This is a genomic window from Pseudoalteromonas sp. c7(2019) (assembly GCF_011378625.1).
GTDB lineage: Bacteria > Pseudomonadota > Gammaproteobacteria > Enterobacterales > Alteromonadaceae > Pseudoalteromonas > Pseudoalteromonas arctica.
Genome location: NZ_WTKS01000004.1, coordinates 250,584 through 267,411, shown reverse-complemented (window position 1 = coordinate 267,411; position 16,828 = coordinate 250,584). Strand labels below are relative to the sequence as shown.

General features: G+C 38.9%; 14 protein-coding genes. 7 read left to right on the top strand and 7 right to left on the bottom strand.

Going from position 1 to position 16,828, the window contains the following annotated elements; genetic code table 11:
- Window positions 1–79: 79 nt before the first annotated feature.
- A complete protein-coding gene (locus GQR38_RS06675; protein WP_024590668.1) occupies window positions 80–1,213 on the top strand; it encodes a 1-acyl-sn-glycerol-3-phosphate acyltransferase in 1,134 nt (377 codons plus the stop codon).
- Between the two features lie 105 nt (window positions 1,214–1,318).
- Window positions 1,319–1,564 (top strand): DUF1289 domain-containing protein, encoded by a 246-nt coding sequence (locus tag GQR38_RS06670; RefSeq protein ID WP_007586940.1) that lies wholly within the window; start codon window positions 1,319–1,321, stop codon window positions 1,562–1,564.
- Here GQR38_RS06670 and GQR38_RS06665 read toward each other — a convergent pair.
- Window positions 1,561–2,259, bottom strand: a complete 699-nt coding sequence (locus GQR38_RS06665) for a transporter substrate-binding domain-containing protein (protein WP_165722137.1) — start codon at window positions 2,257–2,259, stop codon at window positions 1,561–1,563. The genes GQR38_RS06670 and GQR38_RS06665 overlap by 4 nt on opposite strands.
- Before the next feature lie 118 nt (window positions 2,260–2,377).
- Between GQR38_RS06665 and GQR38_RS06660 the strand changes: the two genes are divergently transcribed.
- From GQR38_RS06660 to GQR38_RS06650, 3 genes are read left to right on the top strand one after another with little or no spacing between them, the layout of a single operon-like run.
- Window positions 2,378–2,581: a DUF3283 family protein gene (locus tag GQR38_RS06660; protein ID WP_002962585.1), complete on the top strand. Its 204-nt coding sequence runs from the start codon at window positions 2,378–2,380 to the stop codon at window positions 2,579–2,581.
- A gap of 14 nt (window positions 2,582–2,595) precedes the next feature.
- Window positions 2,596–2,997, top strand: a complete 402-nt coding sequence (locus GQR38_RS06655; RefSeq protein ID WP_010553303.1) for a GNAT family N-acetyltransferase — start codon at window positions 2,596–2,598, stop codon at window positions 2,995–2,997.
- A 25-nt stretch (window positions 2,998–3,022) separates the two neighbouring features.
- Window positions 3,023–7,525: an EAL domain-containing protein gene (locus tag GQR38_RS06650; RefSeq protein ID WP_165722136.1), complete on the top strand. Its 4,503-nt coding sequence runs from the start codon at window positions 3,023–3,025 to the stop codon at window positions 7,523–7,525.
- A gap of 16 nt (window positions 7,526–7,541) precedes the next feature.
- On the opposite strand, the gene GQR38_RS06645 is transcribed toward GQR38_RS06650, so the two are convergent.
- Together GQR38_RS06645 and GQR38_RS06640 are read right to left on the bottom strand one after the other, a co-directional pair.
- Window positions 7,542–8,495 carry an ion transporter gene (locus GQR38_RS06645; protein WP_165722135.1) on the bottom strand — a complete coding sequence of 318 codons (954 nt, stop codon included), beginning with the start codon at window positions 8,493–8,495 and terminating at the stop codon, window positions 7,542–7,544.
- A complete protein-coding gene (locus tag GQR38_RS06640; protein WP_165722134.1) occupies window positions 8,495–11,164 on the bottom strand; it encodes a bifunctional acetate--CoA ligase family protein/GNAT family N-acetyltransferase in 2,670 nt (889 codons plus the stop codon). The genes GQR38_RS06645 and GQR38_RS06640 overlap by 1 nt, the downstream gene beginning before the upstream one ends.
- Window positions 11,165–11,278: 114 nt before the next feature.
- On the opposite strand from GQR38_RS06640, the gene GQR38_RS06635 reads away from it, so the two are divergent.
- Both GQR38_RS06635 and GQR38_RS06630 read left to right on the top strand, forming a co-directional pair.
- A complete protein-coding gene (locus tag GQR38_RS06635; RefSeq protein ID WP_024590673.1) occupies window positions 11,279–11,995 on the top strand; it encodes an SIMPL domain-containing protein in 717 nt (238 codons plus the stop codon).
- An 8-nt stretch (window positions 11,996–12,003) separates the two neighbouring features.
- Entirely contained in the window at window positions 12,004–12,447 is a 444-nt protein-coding gene (locus GQR38_RS06630) for a hypothetical protein (protein WP_007585421.1), read from the top strand.
- Here the strand turns inward: GQR38_RS06630 and GQR38_RS06625 are convergent.
- The 4 genes from GQR38_RS06625 to rdgB form a co-directional block, all read right to left on the bottom strand.
- The gene (locus GQR38_RS06625) at window positions 12,430–13,098 is read right to left on the bottom strand and encodes a hypothetical protein (RefSeq protein WP_165722133.1); all 669 of its coding nucleotides are present in this window, start codon (window positions 13,096–13,098) and stop codon (window positions 12,430–12,432) included. The genes GQR38_RS06630 and GQR38_RS06625 overlap by 18 nt on opposite strands.
- Before the next feature lie 89 nt (window positions 13,099–13,187).
- Window positions 13,188–15,023, bottom strand: coding sequence for a DUF885 domain-containing protein (locus tag GQR38_RS06620; RefSeq protein WP_165722132.1), 1,836 nt, complete (start codon window positions 15,021–15,023; stop codon window positions 13,188–13,190).
- A 68-nt stretch (window positions 15,024–15,091) separates the two neighbouring features.
- Window positions 15,092–16,228, bottom strand: a complete 1,137-nt coding sequence (hemW, locus tag GQR38_RS06615; RefSeq protein ID WP_165722131.1) for a radical SAM family heme chaperone HemW — start codon at window positions 16,226–16,228, stop codon at window positions 15,092–15,094.
- Window positions 16,225–16,824, bottom strand: a complete 600-nt coding sequence (gene rdgB, locus GQR38_RS06610; RefSeq protein ID WP_165722130.1) for an RdgB/HAM1 family non-canonical purine NTP pyrophosphatase — start codon at window positions 16,822–16,824, stop codon at window positions 16,225–16,227. Before rdgB ends, hemW begins: the two co-directional genes overlap by 4 nt.
- Between the last annotated feature and the right edge of the window lie 4 nt (window positions 16,825–16,828).

Sequence of the window (16,828 nt, the reverse complement as noted above, 5' to 3'; positions counted from 1 at the left end):
AGATTGGCTGAGTTATAATCGGATATAGACATAAACGGTGCGCTTTGGCGTACCGTTTTTTAACATTGTAGATGTAGTAATGAGTGAATTAGAAGATAAATACGCAGATATACGCCCATACAACGACGACGAAGTTGCGGCGTCGCTTACACGTTTAATTAACGATGATGCGTTTATTGATGTAATAGCAAAGTATAATTTACCGCGCTTTTTATCGGCAGTGCCTTTTATTGCGCGTCCAATGGTAAGAAGTCAGTTACGCAAAAAATGGGGCAAAGTAAGCACCGTTGAAGATGTGCAAAATGAAGTGGCACAATACTTAGATAAACTAGTGAAGCGCACCACATCAAAAGTTACCTTTTCTGGGTTAGAACAGTTAGATGCTAACCAGGCCTATTTATTTATTTCAAACCACAGAGACATAGTGCTTGATCCTGCATTAGTTAACTGGGGTTTATACCAACATAAAATGAAAACAGTGCGTATTGCTATTGGCGATAATTTATTGCAAATACCTTACATTACTGAGCTTATGCGTCTAAATAAAAGCTTTATAGTTAAGCGCTCTGCTAAAGCACCAAAAGAGATGTTAAAAGCACTGACTCAATTATCGTCATACATTTACGATTCTGTGGTCGGTGGAAATTCTATTTGGATTGCGCAAAAAGAAGGGCGTGCAAAAGACGGTTTTGATCAAACTGATCCTGCGCTTTTAAAAATGCTGCAATTAAATGGGCGTAAACAAAAGAAAGAGTTTGGCGATTATATTAAAGAGTTAAAAATAGTGCCTGTTTCTATTTCTTATCAATATGAGCCGTGTGCAATTGCTAAAGCCAAAGAGCTTTACCACAAGCAGCATCATGGTGAGTACGTTAAATCGGCTGGTGAAGATATTGCGAGCATTGTTGAAGGCTTTAGTACTGCTAAAGGGCACGTGCATTTAGCATTTGGGCAACCAATTGAATCTAAATGTGATAGCGCTGAAGAGCTTGCTAAAACAATTGATAGGCAAATTGTTGATTCGTTTTATTTACACCCAGGCAATTACATCGCTGGTGGTTGTAAAGATGCGGTAATAGACTCTCCTGATACAGCGACATTTGAACAACGTTTAGCCTGTGTACCTGAAGAGTTAAAACCATTAGTGCTAGCTATGTACGCTAAGCCATTTCACCGTAAAACAGAGATAAATACTAATAGCTGTGAACATTAATACTCACAGCTCAATGAAACTAAGCAGCAATTAAATTGCTGCTTTTTTTTTGCTCAAAAATAACGCTATACTAATACCTCCTCTTCAACTGGGCGGTACTTATGCATGCAACAAATTGAAATATTTGATATTCCAAGTCCTTGCAAGAGTATTTGCTTAGTTAATAACAGAGGGTATTGCAAAGGGTGTTATCGTAGTCGGGATGAACGCTTTTCGTGGAATACCTTAACTAACGACCAAAAAAAGAAGGTGCTTAGTTTGTGCCAGCAGCGCTACAAACGTTATCTTCAAAAAAAGCAGCAAAATGCAGTGCCAAGCACACAGGCGCAGCAGCAAGGGTTCGACTTTTAAAAGCTTAATCCATACTTGGCTCTTAGTGCGTACACAGTGCCATTGTTAGTTAAGTTAATTAATGACATTTTAAGCTTTTCTACCAAGTTTTCATTACGCTTATTTAAATAATGATAAAGCGGATAAGTATTCAGCACTTCTTTTACAAAGCAACCTTGAGGTGAAGGTAGCTCATTGTTTTGCATTATAAAGTTAATCATTAAAGCTCCCTGTACTTTTTTCTGAGCAAGCAAATTAAGTTGGGTATTCATGCTTTTAACTTTAATAATATTCCCTGCAAACTGTGTGCTTGCTAAATAATGTTCTTGGACAGGGTAGCCATCAACAATTGCGACGCTATCGAGCTGTTCTAAACTGCTAGGTAAACAGTTTTTATACAATACTAAGTCAAACTTAAAGAGCTCATAATCGACCCTAATTAAGTTTTCGTAATTTTTTTCAACGCTTGCATCTCTTCCTAACTGCCCATCAAGTACGCCATTATTTGCAGCTAGCAAAGCATTTTGGTGACTAAAATCGATTATATGTATTTTAAAACCGATATCTGCGTATGCTAACTTTAATAACTCTAAGGCATAATCAGCTTGTGGTGTACTTTGCGGACGATTAAAAGTGAGGTTGTATTGATGACTAAAACAAGAGGCACTAAAAAATAAATTTACCAATAATAACAAGATACTAAAATGTCTATTCATTATCAGTTCCAATTACTACAGAAATAAATAAAATAAGACGCGTATAATAACAAGGAGATTACCTCTTGCCCAGTTTCGGGGTTAATCAAATAATTTTAAAAGCGAATGAGGAAGTATTGTGAGTTTTAATTTATGCCTATTGCCACGTGAAGAAAAATACCAAATTCAGTTAGATTATGAAGCGTCTTTTTGGGCGTATCAAATTAAGCGAAATAAAAAAACGAGAGAGCAAGTTTATAATACAATCCATAGCCGTCCAATGGCTGAACAAATGGTTTTGAAGCAAAAATTTGAGCAGTATTTAGCGCTAATGCTTAGCTAAGTGTTGATATAAAAATGTATATAGTTGAGTTGCTGGATGGGCTAAAAGTTCCACTCGTTAATAAATTTTATAAAAAACATAATGTAAGAGGGCGGGCTAATAAACAAGATAAGGTATGGGTTACTTACTATAATAATGAAATAGTTGCAGCATGTAGGTTGCAAGATAAAACAGAGTTCTTATTTTTATCTACCGTGTTTGTTGCGCTGGAACATCGCGGTAAAGGTGTTGCTAAACAGCTATTATCAACACTCTTAAAGTCGCAAGATAAGATGATTAATACCTTCGCATATAAAAACGTAGTTGATTTATATTGTGCTATTGGTTTTAACCAGGTGTTAACATATACTCTTGCTTTACAAGTACTTTTTGATACTTACAAACATCGAAATATAGTCGCTCTAGAGTACCCATAATAATAAATAATAATATGGAATCAGCATGAGTAAATGCGTTAATGGGATCATTAGTTGCTTTGTAGTTTTAATAACTATCCTAAGTTGCCAAGTAGGCGCACAAGTAAAACGTTTATCTCCAAGCGAAGGCTTATCGCAAAGCTACGTTAATACAATGCTTATCGACACTAATGGTTACCTTTGGCTTTCTACTGAGGCTGGGCTTAATCGTTATGATGGCTATCAAGTTATTCCAATAAACGGCCCTAATGGTGAATTAGAAGAAGCGATCATTGATCGTATTTACCAAGACCCTCAAGGGCACATTTGGATAGCCTCTTTACTTGCAGGCCTATTTAGATACGACCCCGTAACAGATTCATATCAGCAATTCCTAGAAAAACCTACCAGTGAAGAAGAGATTATCAATCAGTCTGTGTTTAGTATGGTGGCCGTTGATAAAAAAACACTTTGGATTGGCCGAGGCCGCGATTTTGCAAAGCTTGATATCGCAACCGGAAAAATAACAACTATTTTTGAGCTGCCTGCTAAATATAAAAATACTCTTGTGAGAAAGCTGTTTGCTTACAATGGTTATATATTTATAGGTACAAGCCATGGCGCATACGTATTTGATATTGCCACAGAGCAAGTTAGACCCCTGCAGCATTTAAAAGGTGAAGCTGAACATATTTACCAAAATAATGTTAAGTCTTTCGCATTAGGTGAAAATAAACAGTTGTTAGTAGGGGCGGTACAAGGCTTATACGAAGTTGATATTAGTAATTTATCAAAAATGTTTGAACGCCCAGATTTACCTTTTAAAAGTAAAGTATTACTAAGTGACCTAAATGTTTGGAGCATAGTAAACGAACACGGAACAATAGATTTAGCTACCGACAAAGGCTTGTTTAAATTTGATTTAAACACCGGGGAGATGATTAAAAACACTCGAATAGCCCAAAGTAAGTACACACTTGCCGATACCAGTATTATTGATATGGCAAAAGATAAATCGGGTGGTACGTGGGTTGCGACTAAGACTGATGGTGCGTTTTATTTATCTCATGACAGCTATCATTTTAATAATGTCGATGGCACTTTGCTCGGGGGGGATGGTTTATCGCATCACTCTATCTGGGGGATTACCGAATATAAAGACAAGCTTTGGCTTGCAACGCATAACGGTATTACCGAGGTTGATTTAAAAACAAATATTGGTAAAGCTTATTTAAAAGATTACAAAGTCGACTTACTCACCACTGAGTTTACCGTATATGAAATAACGCCTTATAAAAATAATTTATGGCTTTATACGAACCGTGGTTTGTTTATTTTTGACCCTGTAACGCATCAAGTTAGCGAACCTAAAGTGCATAACCCTGCTAATCAGGAGTTAATTACCGGTAGGGTGCATGGCGTAACACTAATGCCAAATGGCGATCTATACTTTGTACACTCAGATCATGGGGTATTTATATACAATATAGATTCTCAAGTAATAACGCGTTTGGGTGGCCAGTTTGATCAGTTTGAACCATTTTTAGCTCATGGCTTTTTACCTGCGCTGAGCAATAAACCAGATTCACCATTATTTTTTAATGCCGGTATTTTATACCAAGTAAACCCAAGTGATTTAGCACTTAAAATGATTTATAAAGTGCCAAAACAGCATGAAAACGTAGCCATTAGTGTGCTTTCTTACTTAATAGATAACAACAATATATTGTGGATATCACTTTCTAATTTCGGCTTAATAGGCCTTGACGCATCTACCTATCAATTAGTCCATACAATTGATTTAGAAAGGAATAAATTAGGCACTCTGCTATACGATATGGTGCTAGATGATGATGGCATGATCTGGATGAGTAGCCATAAAGGCATTTGGCGATTAAACCCAGAAACACTTCATTTTCAGCAATTTTCTACATCAGAAGGGCTACTCTCTGCTGAGTTTAATAGCAACGCCATGGCACAGCTCAAAGATGGCCATATTGCGTATGGTAGCTTAAAAGGTTTTACTTATTTTCATCCAATGGAAAACCAAAACTATCAGTCGCTTATTGATCACGTAAATATTACGCGAGTTGATTTAATGTCACGAGATTTATCGCTTGATTTAAAACAACCGCTCAACGAGGTTGTGTTAAACCATGATGATATAGGGCTTGAAGTTGCATTTTCGGCCATGGCATTTAGTAATCAAGAACGCATCATTTATGAGTATCAACTCGATAACGGACAAAAAAGTTATACCCGAAATAACAACCGTGTATTGTTTCCAAAATTGAATCCAGGTAATTATCAATTAAAAGTTTGGGCTAAAGACCCCCTGACTGGCGAATATACCTCGCCTGCTATTTTAAAAATAAAAGTAAAGTATCCGCTTTGGCGTGCACCTTATTTTATGGTGCTTTACGGCATGCTGTTTATTGGCTTTGTTGCTATGTGGGTTATGCGCCGTAATAAAATTCAGCGTATTTTATTGGCAGCAAATAAAGAAAGTAAAGAAAGCGAAGCCCGTCTAAAGCTAGCGCTTGAAGGTAGCGAATCGGGTGTTTGGGATTGGGAATCAAGCAATCCAAGTATTTATCAACCTCGCTTAGCGAGTGAGTTAGGCTACGAAAATGAAACCGTGAGCCTTGATGAATATTTATCTAAAATTCATCCGCAAGACAAACAGCTATTTCGCTTAGAGTGGCTTGAGTTTTTATCTACCGATAAAGGTTACTTTAATTGCACCTACCGCCTGCGCCATGCAAAAGGCTATTGGCGCTGGTATAAGGATTTTGGAAAAGTAGTTGAGTGGGATGATAAAACGCCACAAAAAGTAGCGGGTACCTACACAAATATGACCCGTGAGATGGTGTTTGAAGAACACGCTTTACTATTTACGGCAGCATTTGAGCAAACACGTGATTGGGTGTTTATCCTCGATAAAAATTTAAATATTCGGGCTTCTAATAAATCACTGCAAACTGCCTTTAATTTCTCTGCTGAGTCGTTATCTAGTCGAGCATTAAATTTAGGTATATCGCGCAGCAATCGTTTTGATTATTTACGCATAATGCAAAAGCTATCTATTGGAGAACACTTTTCGTGTGAAGACAGTGTAGTTTTAGCAAGTGGTGAGTCGCGTCATGTACTTGTGAAAATAAGTGCAGTGGCCGATAACGAACAGCGCCTTAATAGTTATGTCATTATTTTAACCGATATAAACGCACAAAAATCAGCCGAAAACGAGCTGCACTTATTGGCCAACTACGATGCCTTAACAGGGTTGCCAAATCGTACGTTATTTAATGACCGCGTTGAACACGCCCTTGAGCAAGCAAAATTTCACGAATGTAAAGTCGCTTTATTACATATAAATATTAAGCGTTTTAAATACTTTAATGACTCTTTGGGGCATGCAGTTGCTGATGAGCTAATTAAAGAAGTTGCTGAGCGTTTAAAATGCTCCTTGCGTCCATCTGATAGTGTTGCTCGATTTGGTGGCGATGAATTTGTAGTACTGGTGGAAGATATTCAGCAAATCGAACAAGTACTCATTATATGCACTAAGTTGATGGATTGTGTGAATCAAAATATTACGATTAATGGCCAAGTTGTAAACGTTAATTTAAGTATTGGTGTGTCTATATCACCAGATGATGCACAGCAAGGCTCTGCGCTTTTAAAAGCTGCGAGTATAGCGTTATATCATGCAAAAGACTCTTTAGAGGGGCGTTATCAGTTTTATAAGCAAGAGATGAATCAGCATGTTCAAAGAGCGCTGCATCTTGAGTCTCAGCTAACTAAAGCGTATCAAGAAGAAGAATTTTGTAATTACTACCAGCCTATCATTAACGCTGAAAGTCAAAAAACAGAAGGCTTTGAAGTACTGCTGCGTTGGCCTGAAAATAAGCTTGTGCAAACTCAAGAGTTTTCGGTGGCAGCAGAAGGTATAGGCCTAATTACAAAAATTATGCTGCAGACTTTTGCGCGCGCTTTATTAGAGCTAAAAGAGTGGCGAAAAGCCTCTCCTAGCCTGTATTTATCTATTAATTTATCGGCTCTTGATTTTGAGTTTAAAGATCTTGTTCCTGAAATTAAAAAAGCGTTAAGTAATTCAGGAGTATCGTCTGAGGCAATTGTTTTTGAAATAACCGAATCAATATTAATGCGTGATTCAAAAGAAGCGCTACACAGCATGGAACAACTTAAAAAGTTGGGCTGTAGATTGTACATGGATGATTTTGGTACGGGTTACGCATCGCTTACTTATTTAAAGCGTTTTCCTATTGATGTATTAAAAATAGATAGAAGCTTTGTACAAGACATAGGCATAGATTCTGACGATGAAGCTATTATTCAATCAATACTCGCGCTTGCAGATAGTTTAGGTAAAGAATGTGTAGCTGAAGGCGTAGAAAGCTCGCACCAACTCGCCTTTTTAAAGGCGCGAGGATGCATGCATTTTCAAGGGTACTTATTTAGTAAACCGGTACCTAATACCGAAGTACTACCGCTTATTAATCGCAATTGGAGTGATATATTTAATTAATAATAGCAGTACTTATTTAAGGCCTTTTACCGCAGTGCCTGCAAAACAAATGGCTATTATGCTCATTCAACTGCGTTTTAATGGCCTTATTAGCTTCTAGTTTACTCAAGCCTAATTTATAGCGTAGTTCTTCTAGGTGTTCTTGTTGAGTATTATTAAGGGTGCCATCTTGAATTTGTTCATGTACGGCATCTTCAAAAAATTGGCGGCGTTTACGTATTTGTTCTGAAAAACTAGACGCCAGTAAACCGGTAGGTATTGCAACCATTCCCATGCTCAGTAGTGTAATAACCCCGCCGAAAAACTTACCCAATGGCGTTATAGGTACTACATCGCCATAACCAACGGTTGTTAGTGTTGCCATTGCCCACCACATAGCCGCAGGAATAGAGCCAAATTTATCGGGTTGTATGTCGTGCTCAATTAAGTAAATTCCGCATGAAGCTAAAATAAGCACGACGGCCATAATAAAAAAAGCAGCCATTAATGAACTACCTTCATCGTTAAAGGCTTTTAAAAGTAGCTGCATGGCGCGTGAGTAGCGAGTGAGTTTAAATACCCTTAATAGTCGGAGCACGCGTAAAAAACGTAAATCGAGAGGGAATAAAAACATCATTAAGCTTGGTAAAATCGCAATTAAATCAACAATTGCCAAAGGAGAGAAAAAATAGCTAAGCCGACGTTTGGTATGAGACCCTTCCATTGCTGCATATCGTGTTTTATCTACGCAAGCCCAAAGCCTGGCTAAGTACTCAATAGCAAAAATAGCGACCGAGACAATTTCTAAAACTAAGAATTCGTTGTAATACTGCTCTGCCACACTTGGGATTGATTCAATAACAATGGCTACAACGTTGATCATTATTAAGCTAATGAGTGCAATATCAAGAATATGTCCCGCTCGATGGTACTGGCCTGTGCCTTCAAACAGGCAAGCCATTTTTTGTCTTAAAGTGTGTGGTTCATTCATTATTTAAGTTTAAGTACCATGTTAATACTGCCTTCTTCAAAGTCGCGACTAATTTTAAAACCTAACTTACGGGCAAGCTCAATCATCCCTGTATTCTCTGGTAAGGTTATGCCTTCAATCGATTCCACACCTTGACGTTTACAGTGGTTAATTGCTGCACTCATTAGTATGCGACCAAGCCCTAAACCTTGGCAATCTGAGCGAACTACAATGGCAAACTCAGCATGCAGGTTATCGGGGTCCATAATGACGCGAGACACACCTAATGTGCGAGTTTTACCTTCAAAGCGTTGGCAAACAATAAACGCCATTTCACGGTCGTAATCAATTTGCGTCATTTTAGCGAGTTGATCGTGGTTAAACTGTGGTAGTTCGCCAAAAAAGCGTTTATATCTGTCTTCTTTATTAAGTGACTCGTCAAATGCTTTATGAGCTTGTTCATCTTCTGGCTTTATTGGTCTGAGCGTAGCTTGGGTATTGTTTTTAAGTGTTACCACTTCAACAAGTTCTATAGGGTAGGGACGAATAGATAAGCGCTTACGATTGCTCTGAGTTTGATAGCGGCTAAGTGTCATGGTGGCATCGAGCACTAAAAACTGTCCATTACTGGCAAGTATAGGATTAAGTTCCATTGAGCTTATGTCAGGTTGATCAATAACTAACTGAGAAATACGCGTTAGCAGTGCACATAAACGATACTTATCAACTTTTTCAGGGAGTATGCGCTCCTTTAGTACGCCTTTATCGTGCGCTGCGGCAATTAAATACTTTGCTAAGTTCATATTTAGTGGAGGCAGAGCAACAGCGGCTTGCGCATATTCAAGGCCGGTTCCTGCTTCACCTAATAATATAACAGGACCAAAATTAGGCTCGGTTTTAATTGCAATTCGCAGCTCATTTGCGCCTGCTCGCGGCGCCATTTTTTGTAATGAAAACCCTTCAATAACAGCATCCGGATAAGTGTTTTTAATACGGATAAGCATTGCAAAAGCGGTTTGTTCAACCTCGTTGGCATCGTTTAAGTTAAGCACCACACCACCTACTTCAGACTTTGAAGCAATGCTTGGGCTAATAAGTTTTAACGCGACCGGAAAACCAAGTTCTATGGCTTGCTCTCTGGCTTCTGTTGGGGTGTAAGCCACCTCAGTTTGAATGCATGTAATACCATAGTGATTTAATACTTGGCTTGCCTGATGGGTAGGTAAGTAGTTTTGTCCGTCATCTAAAAACTCATTAATAAGCGCTTTAGCTGCTACTTTATTTATTTTTGCGTCATCTGTATTCGACTCAGGTGTTTGCGTTAAATGCTTTTGGTTACGGCGATACGTTACCAAGTGCATAAACGCGCCAACAGCACCCTCTGGTGTTCTATAAGTTGGTATTGCGTTGTTTGAGCACACTTTTCTGGCGGCGTAAGATGCGTCTTCACCCATAAAATTAGTTATAACGTAAGGGCGCGCCATTTTAGGTAATGTTTGTAAGGTTTCTACAATAATGTTGGCGTAGTCTTCGCTGGGCGCAAGCGCTGAGGGAGTATGGATAATCAGTAAGTTTTTAACTTCTTTTGCGTGCAGTAAAATTTCTAATGCTTGCTTATAACGCGCAGGTGCTGAATCGCCAAAAATATCCACAGGGTTTGAGGTGGTTTCTGATTGCGGAATTACTTTATTTAGCGCATTTCGGGTTTCAATGCTTAGTTCTGCTAATTTACCGGAGCTTTGAATTAGCTCATCAACGGCCATAACACCTGGGCCGCCACCATTAGTTAAAATTGTCAGTTGCTCTACTTTTAATAATTTTGGATGCATGGCGAGTGTTTGTGTCGCTGCAAATAGCTCTCGTAAATCATTTACGCGCAGCATACCCGCTCGTTGAAATAACGCATCGTAAACAGCATCAGAGCTTTGCTTTCCGCCTGTGTGAATTTCGGCTGCAAGTGCGCCTGCACTTGTTTTACCTGTTTTAATTGCAATTACAGGTTTACTAAAGGCCGCAGCTCTTGCTGCTGATATAAAGCCACGAATATCTTCAATGTTATCAATGTAGAGTAAAATAGCTTTGGTTTTAGCATCACGACCTAAAAAGTCGAGTAGTTCATTAAAGTTTATATCAAGGCAATCACCTACCGATACAAAATATGAAAAGCCAATTTCTTTGTTTTTAGCCCAATCTAAAATAGTTGAGCATACTGCTGCTGATTGCGATACAAATGCAATTTTACCTGGGCTTGCTACAGTATGAGAAAAGCTCGCATTTAAACCAATATGAGGGATCAGCAAGCCCAAACAATTGGGTCCAAGCAAAGTAACCTGTTTGGCTTGAGCGCATGCTTTAAGTGCGCTTTTTTGCTCTCCAGAAAGCCCATCTGCAATAACAATAGCCGTTTTACAGCCAAGCTCTCCAAGCTGCTCAATAATATCAATTAAGGTATTTTTGTTAGTACAAATAACAGCAAGGTCGGGTACTTTTGGTAAGTCAGCAATAGAGGGGTAAGCAAGTACGCCATGTACTGCGCTATGGCTTGGAGTAACGGGCATTATCGGCCCTTTAAAACCGCCTTGAAGTAAGTTGCGCATAACCACAAAACCAGCACGAGTTGATATATTAGAGGCACCAATAACGGCCACTGAGCTTGGGTTAAAAAACTGGGTAATGCGCTTAAGGCTCATGGTTTTTCCTAGGCTGATTAAATTTTGCGTTATTTATAGTCTCAATGTACCCTGTTTACTGTGTTATTTCGAGCGTCTAGATGCTTATTATTGATATCAATCAAGGAGATTATTGTGAATAAAACCCCCGGTTTTTACATTGTTATAGCGGCTATTTGTTTAAGTATAGGCTTAATTAGCTTAGGGTTTATTTTAAAGAGCACAGCTCTCAGTGTAAAAGAGATGGAACGTACTGTGCAGGTTAAGGGATTGGCCGAACGAGAAGTTATAGCCGATACGGTAATTTGGCCTCTGCAATTTAGTGATGCCGACAATAATCTTGAAAAATTAGTCAGCCGAGTTGAGAAAAAAAATGATGCTGTAACTGCTTTTTTAAAACTGCATGGTTTTGACGACGATGAAATAACAATAGGCAGCCAGTCAGTTATTGATAAGCAAGCACGTGAATACAGTAATGAAAATCAGCAATTTAGATACATAGTGCGTTCAAATATTATTGTTTATTCTGATGCGCCAGATAAAGTGCAAAACGCGCTGAGTAAAGTAAGCCAGCTTGCTAAACAAGATATCGCAATAGTACAGGACAGCTACGAAACAAAAGTTGAATATATTTTTACTGGCCTCAATGATGTAAAACCTGCGATGGTGCAAGAAGCAACTGAAAAAGCGCGTGAAGTCGCTAATAAATTTGCTAAAGACTCTAATTCAAAATTAGGCAAAATAAAAACAGCTCGCCAAGGGCAATTTAGTATCAGTAATCGAGATTCAAACACACCGCAAATAAAAAATATAAGAGTGGTAACCAGTGTTGAATATTATTTAAATGACTAGGAAATAATATGTCAGAGTCTAAATATGGTCAGTTTGTACTGGCGCCCCGTTCGTATTTTTTTACTGCTATAGCGAGCGTGGTGTTTGCGTTTATTGGCTTTAGTTATAATGCATGGCGAATGGAGGCAAGTGAAGAGAACAACAATACACGCATTGCTAGCTTTCAAATATTACAAGAACTAGCCGAGCTTGAGCTTATTGTATTTGCGGCACATTACGATAATAACAAAATAGATGGCAGCCCTAGAAAAGGCTGGGTTAAAGTTAACTTAATTCATGACTTAAGCTACTTAGCCGTTGATAAAGTACATTTAAAAACAAAAGACTTACAAAAGGTCTGGCAAACAAATTGGCCAAATATGGTTGATCAGCAAAGTGCTGCGCAATCTATTACACATGCCATAGACAGTGTACGTACAGAAGTTGTGAGTGAATTAAAGCGCCTTGATTAAGTGAGCAACTTGCGCCGTTGAGCGTTGCAAGTAAGCGGCGCTCAGTAAAATTGTGGTCTCGTTAACTTTTTGCCCTTTTAGTACGTTGGCAAGCTGCTGTTTTGCGTTAGGATTTTGTTTTTGCTCTATTTCCATTAATGCTAACAAAGCTGAAAATTCATGCTTTACCGGTGTGCTCAATTTATTTGCATAGACAATGTAGCAGGCAACTGGTGTTAATCCGTGAGAGTTGGGCTGCGCCAACGCTTTAACTAAGTCATCATTTGATTCAAACAACATTAAAGAGCGTACATAGTTAAATGGCAGCTTTGTAGCATCGGCATGCTTAAACACATTGTGCAGTACGTTATTTCCTTGAGTATCTTGTACTAAAAAGCCTTTATTTACTCTCAGCGCTGGGGTAAAAAAGCTCAATGCGTCAATATTAGTAAGTTGGTTAATAAATAGAGAAGGTGCTGTATTAGTACTTAATATACGGATTGCTATGTTTTGCATAAAGTCATACTTAACACTCAACCGTTGGGCGCTGTCAGATAAATGGTTAAGCTGCAAAGTTTGCTGAGCAGGGCTTAACTGCCTAAAGTCGTTATCGAGTTCATTTAACTGCTGCTTTGAAATACGCGCATTAAGTAGTTGTATGCTTAAATCCATTATTATTTCCAAAATCTTTTTTGCTACTATAAAACAAAAAAGGCCGCAAATGCGACCTTTCATATTTAAAGCAATTGTTTAAATTGGTTTTAAGCCTTTTTGCTTGCTACCCATTCATTAACAAAGTTTTCTAGTACATTAAGTGGTACAGGACCATTTTTAAGCACTACGTCGTGGAACTGGCGAATATCAAATTTATCACCAAGTTGCTTTTTAGCTTCTTCACGAAGTTCTAAAATCTTAAGCATACCCACTTTATAAGCCGTTGCTTGTGAAGGCATTACAATATGACGCTCAACCATTTTAACACCGTCAGATGTTGCATTAGGCGTGTTATTTACGTAGTAATCAATACCTTCTTGACGAGTCCACTTCATTGCGTGAATACCCGTATCAACAACTAAGCGACATGCGCGCCATAATTCCATTGAAAGACGACCAAAATCTGAGTAAGGGTCTGAGTACATGCCCATTTCTTTAGGAATGAACTCTGAGTATAAACCCCAGCCTTCAATATACGCTGTGTAGCCACCAAATTTACGAAACTTAGGAATACCTTCTAGCTCTTGCGAAATAGCTATTTGCATGTGGTGTCCCGGAATACCTTCATGGTATGCCAGCGCTTCCATTTGATACGTTGGCATTGCTTCCATATCGTAAAGGTTAGCGTAGTAAACACCTGGGCGTGAACCATCAGGAGCTGGCTGTTGGTAAAATGCTTTACCTGCTGCTTTTTCACGGAATGCTTCAACCGCTTTTACTTTTAAACCTGCTTTTGGTTTAACAATGAATAACTCATCTAAACGCGTTTTCATTGTATCAATAAGCCCAGTGGCTTCATCAAGGTAGCGTTGTTTACCTTGTGCATCATTAGGGTAGTAAAATTGCTTGTCAGTTTTCATAAACTGCATAAACGCTTTTAAGTCGCCTTTAAAGCCAACTTTGTCTTTAATCTCACGCATTTCATCATGAATACGTGTCACTTCAGATAGACCAATTGCATGAATTTCTTTAGCAGTTAAATCTGTTGTAGTTGTGCGCTTAAGTGCGTTGTTATAAAACGCTTCGCCATCAGGTAATTTCCATGCGCCATCGCGATCATCTGCGCGTTTTTCAAGCTGTGCAAGGTAATTAATTAACTTAGAGTAAGATGGTTTAACAGCCGATTTTAATGCATCTGATGCATCGCTGATTAACGAGTCTTTTTCGTCTTGGCTAATTTCAAGCGCTGTTACTTTACGTTTAAAGTCAGCAAGCAATGTAGAATCATCGCCTTTTTCAAACGGTGCACCGTGAATAATGTTTTTGCTTGAATCAATAACATGCGGGAATACAAATTTAGGGGCAATGATGCCTTTTTCTGCACGTACAGTTAAATCAACGATAAGCTGATCAATAACACCAGTTACACCATTTAAACGAGAAATGTAGTCTTTAGCTTCTTTTACATTACTAATTGAGTGCTGATTAATTAAAAATGCAGGGATCATAGAATGCGTACCAAACATTTGGTTCACAGGGTAATTATGGTAGCGCCATTTAAAGTCAGCAATTGAGCTTTCAAGATCTTGTTTTTTTAAGTCGTAGCTAACTTTTGTTGCATCATCTAATAAATCACGGCTGATTGCTTTTAGTGCAACTAGGTCAGCTTTTGTTTGCGCTAAATCTTTAAGCTGTCTTTCTTCGCTGCCATCATCCCACTTATCGTAATCTTGCTTAATACCCATGTATGTTTGATATACAGGACTGCTCATTACGTCGCGGTTAAATGTATCTTCAAAAAATGCATTGGCTTTGTCTATTTCACTTTGTTGTGATTGAACTGCTTGTGCAATAGGAGCTGAAGTCGCTTGTTGTGTTGTTTGCTGGCAACCAGCAAGTAGTGCAACGCTTACTGCGGCCGCAATAAAAGTAAGTTTACGCATTGTTTTCCCTTTTGTTGTTAGAAACCCATTAGGGTATTTTATATTTATTTTTTGTGTAGCGCTGGGGGCTACACAAATAATTCTAGCAGGTCATTTAAAAAGCGATGACCTTTTAAGCTTACCTGCCAATGGCTGTCTGTTTGAGTCAATAAACCTTTATTAATTGCTTGGGTTAATGCACTTTGCTGACTTTGCAGTGGCAGTGTTGTAAGTTTATTAAAATCATTAATTGGGCAAGGCTCAACAAGGCGAAAGCGATTCATAAAAAATTCAAACGCTAAATCGTCTTGCTCTACATGCCAGCTTTTATACATATACGGTTTAATTAAATCCATATAGCCGCGTGGGTGTTTAACCTTTTCAGTACGCGTAATAAGCCCTGTATTTGCATCAGTAACCTTACCATGCGCGCCGCAACCAATACCGAGATAATCGCCAAAACGCCAATAATTTAAGTTATGTTGGCATTGATAACCCGGTTTTGCATAGCCCGATATTTCGTATTGCACGTAACCTGCTTGAGCTAGTAACTCAACCCCTTGCTCTTGAATGTCCCACAGTGTTTCATCTTGTGGCAAGGTAGGTGGCTTTGAAGCAAATTGAGTATTGGGTTCAATAGTTAGTTGATACCACGATATATGAGGAGGATCGAGCGCTATTATTTGCTTTAAATCGCTCAGTGCATCATCAAGTGTTTGCCCAGGTAAGCCATGCATTAAATCAAGGTTAAAGCTATTTAAACCGGCTTCTTTAGCTTGTTGCGCGGCATAGTTTGCCTCGTCGCTGCCATGAATCCGACCAAGTGCTTTTAACTTGTCGTTTTGCATGCTTTGCACACCGATAGAAATACGGTTAATGCCTGCTTTTACGTAATCTTTAAAACGACCTGTTTCTACTGTACCTGGGTTGGCTTCAAGGGTAATTTCGCAGTGTTCTTCAAGACCAATTAGGTTGTCGACTTCATTTAATAAACGAGTATAAGCCGCACCAGTTAATAAGCTTGGAGTACCGCCACCAATAAAGATACTGTGAATTTTACGTCCTTGCACTAAGTGCAAATCTGCTTTTAAATCATCAATTAAATGCTGAACATATTCAGCTTCAGGTATTTCACCTTTTTGTCCGTGGCTATTAAAATCGCAGTACGGGCATTTTTGCACGCACCAAGGTACGTGCACATATAAGCTCAGTGGTGGAAGGTTCACAGGCCGCCTTTTTGCTGTAGCTCTAGCAGTAGTTTTTGTAGTGCTTGGCCGCGATGACTCACTGCATTTTTTTGCTCTTTTGTAAGCTCAGCACTGGTACAATTTTTCTCTGCTACAAAAAATACAGGGTCGTAACCAAAGCCACCGTTGCCATTTTGAGTGATCGTAATTTCGCCTTCCCAGCTTGCACTGCAAATAAGGGGGGTAGGGTCATCTGCGTGGCGCATTAATACCAGTACACACCAAAAACGAGCACTACGGATAGGGTTATTACCCAAGTTTACGAGTAACTTATCAATGTTATCTTGATCGCTGGCACCAGGGCCTGCAAAACGGGCTGAGTAAACACCGGGTGCACCATTTAGGCCATCAACTTCTAAACCTGAGTCATCGGCAATAGCAGGCATGCCAGTAATTTTAGCGGCATGACGCGCTTTAATAATGGCATTTTCAACAAAGGTAGTGCCGGTTTCGGCAACTTCACCTACGTTAAAATCGCTCTGTGGAACTACATTAATATTCAGAGGGCTTAGCATGTTAGCTAGCTCATTTACTTTGCCAGGGTTACCTGTAGCAAGTACTAAAGTTTTGGTCATGTTA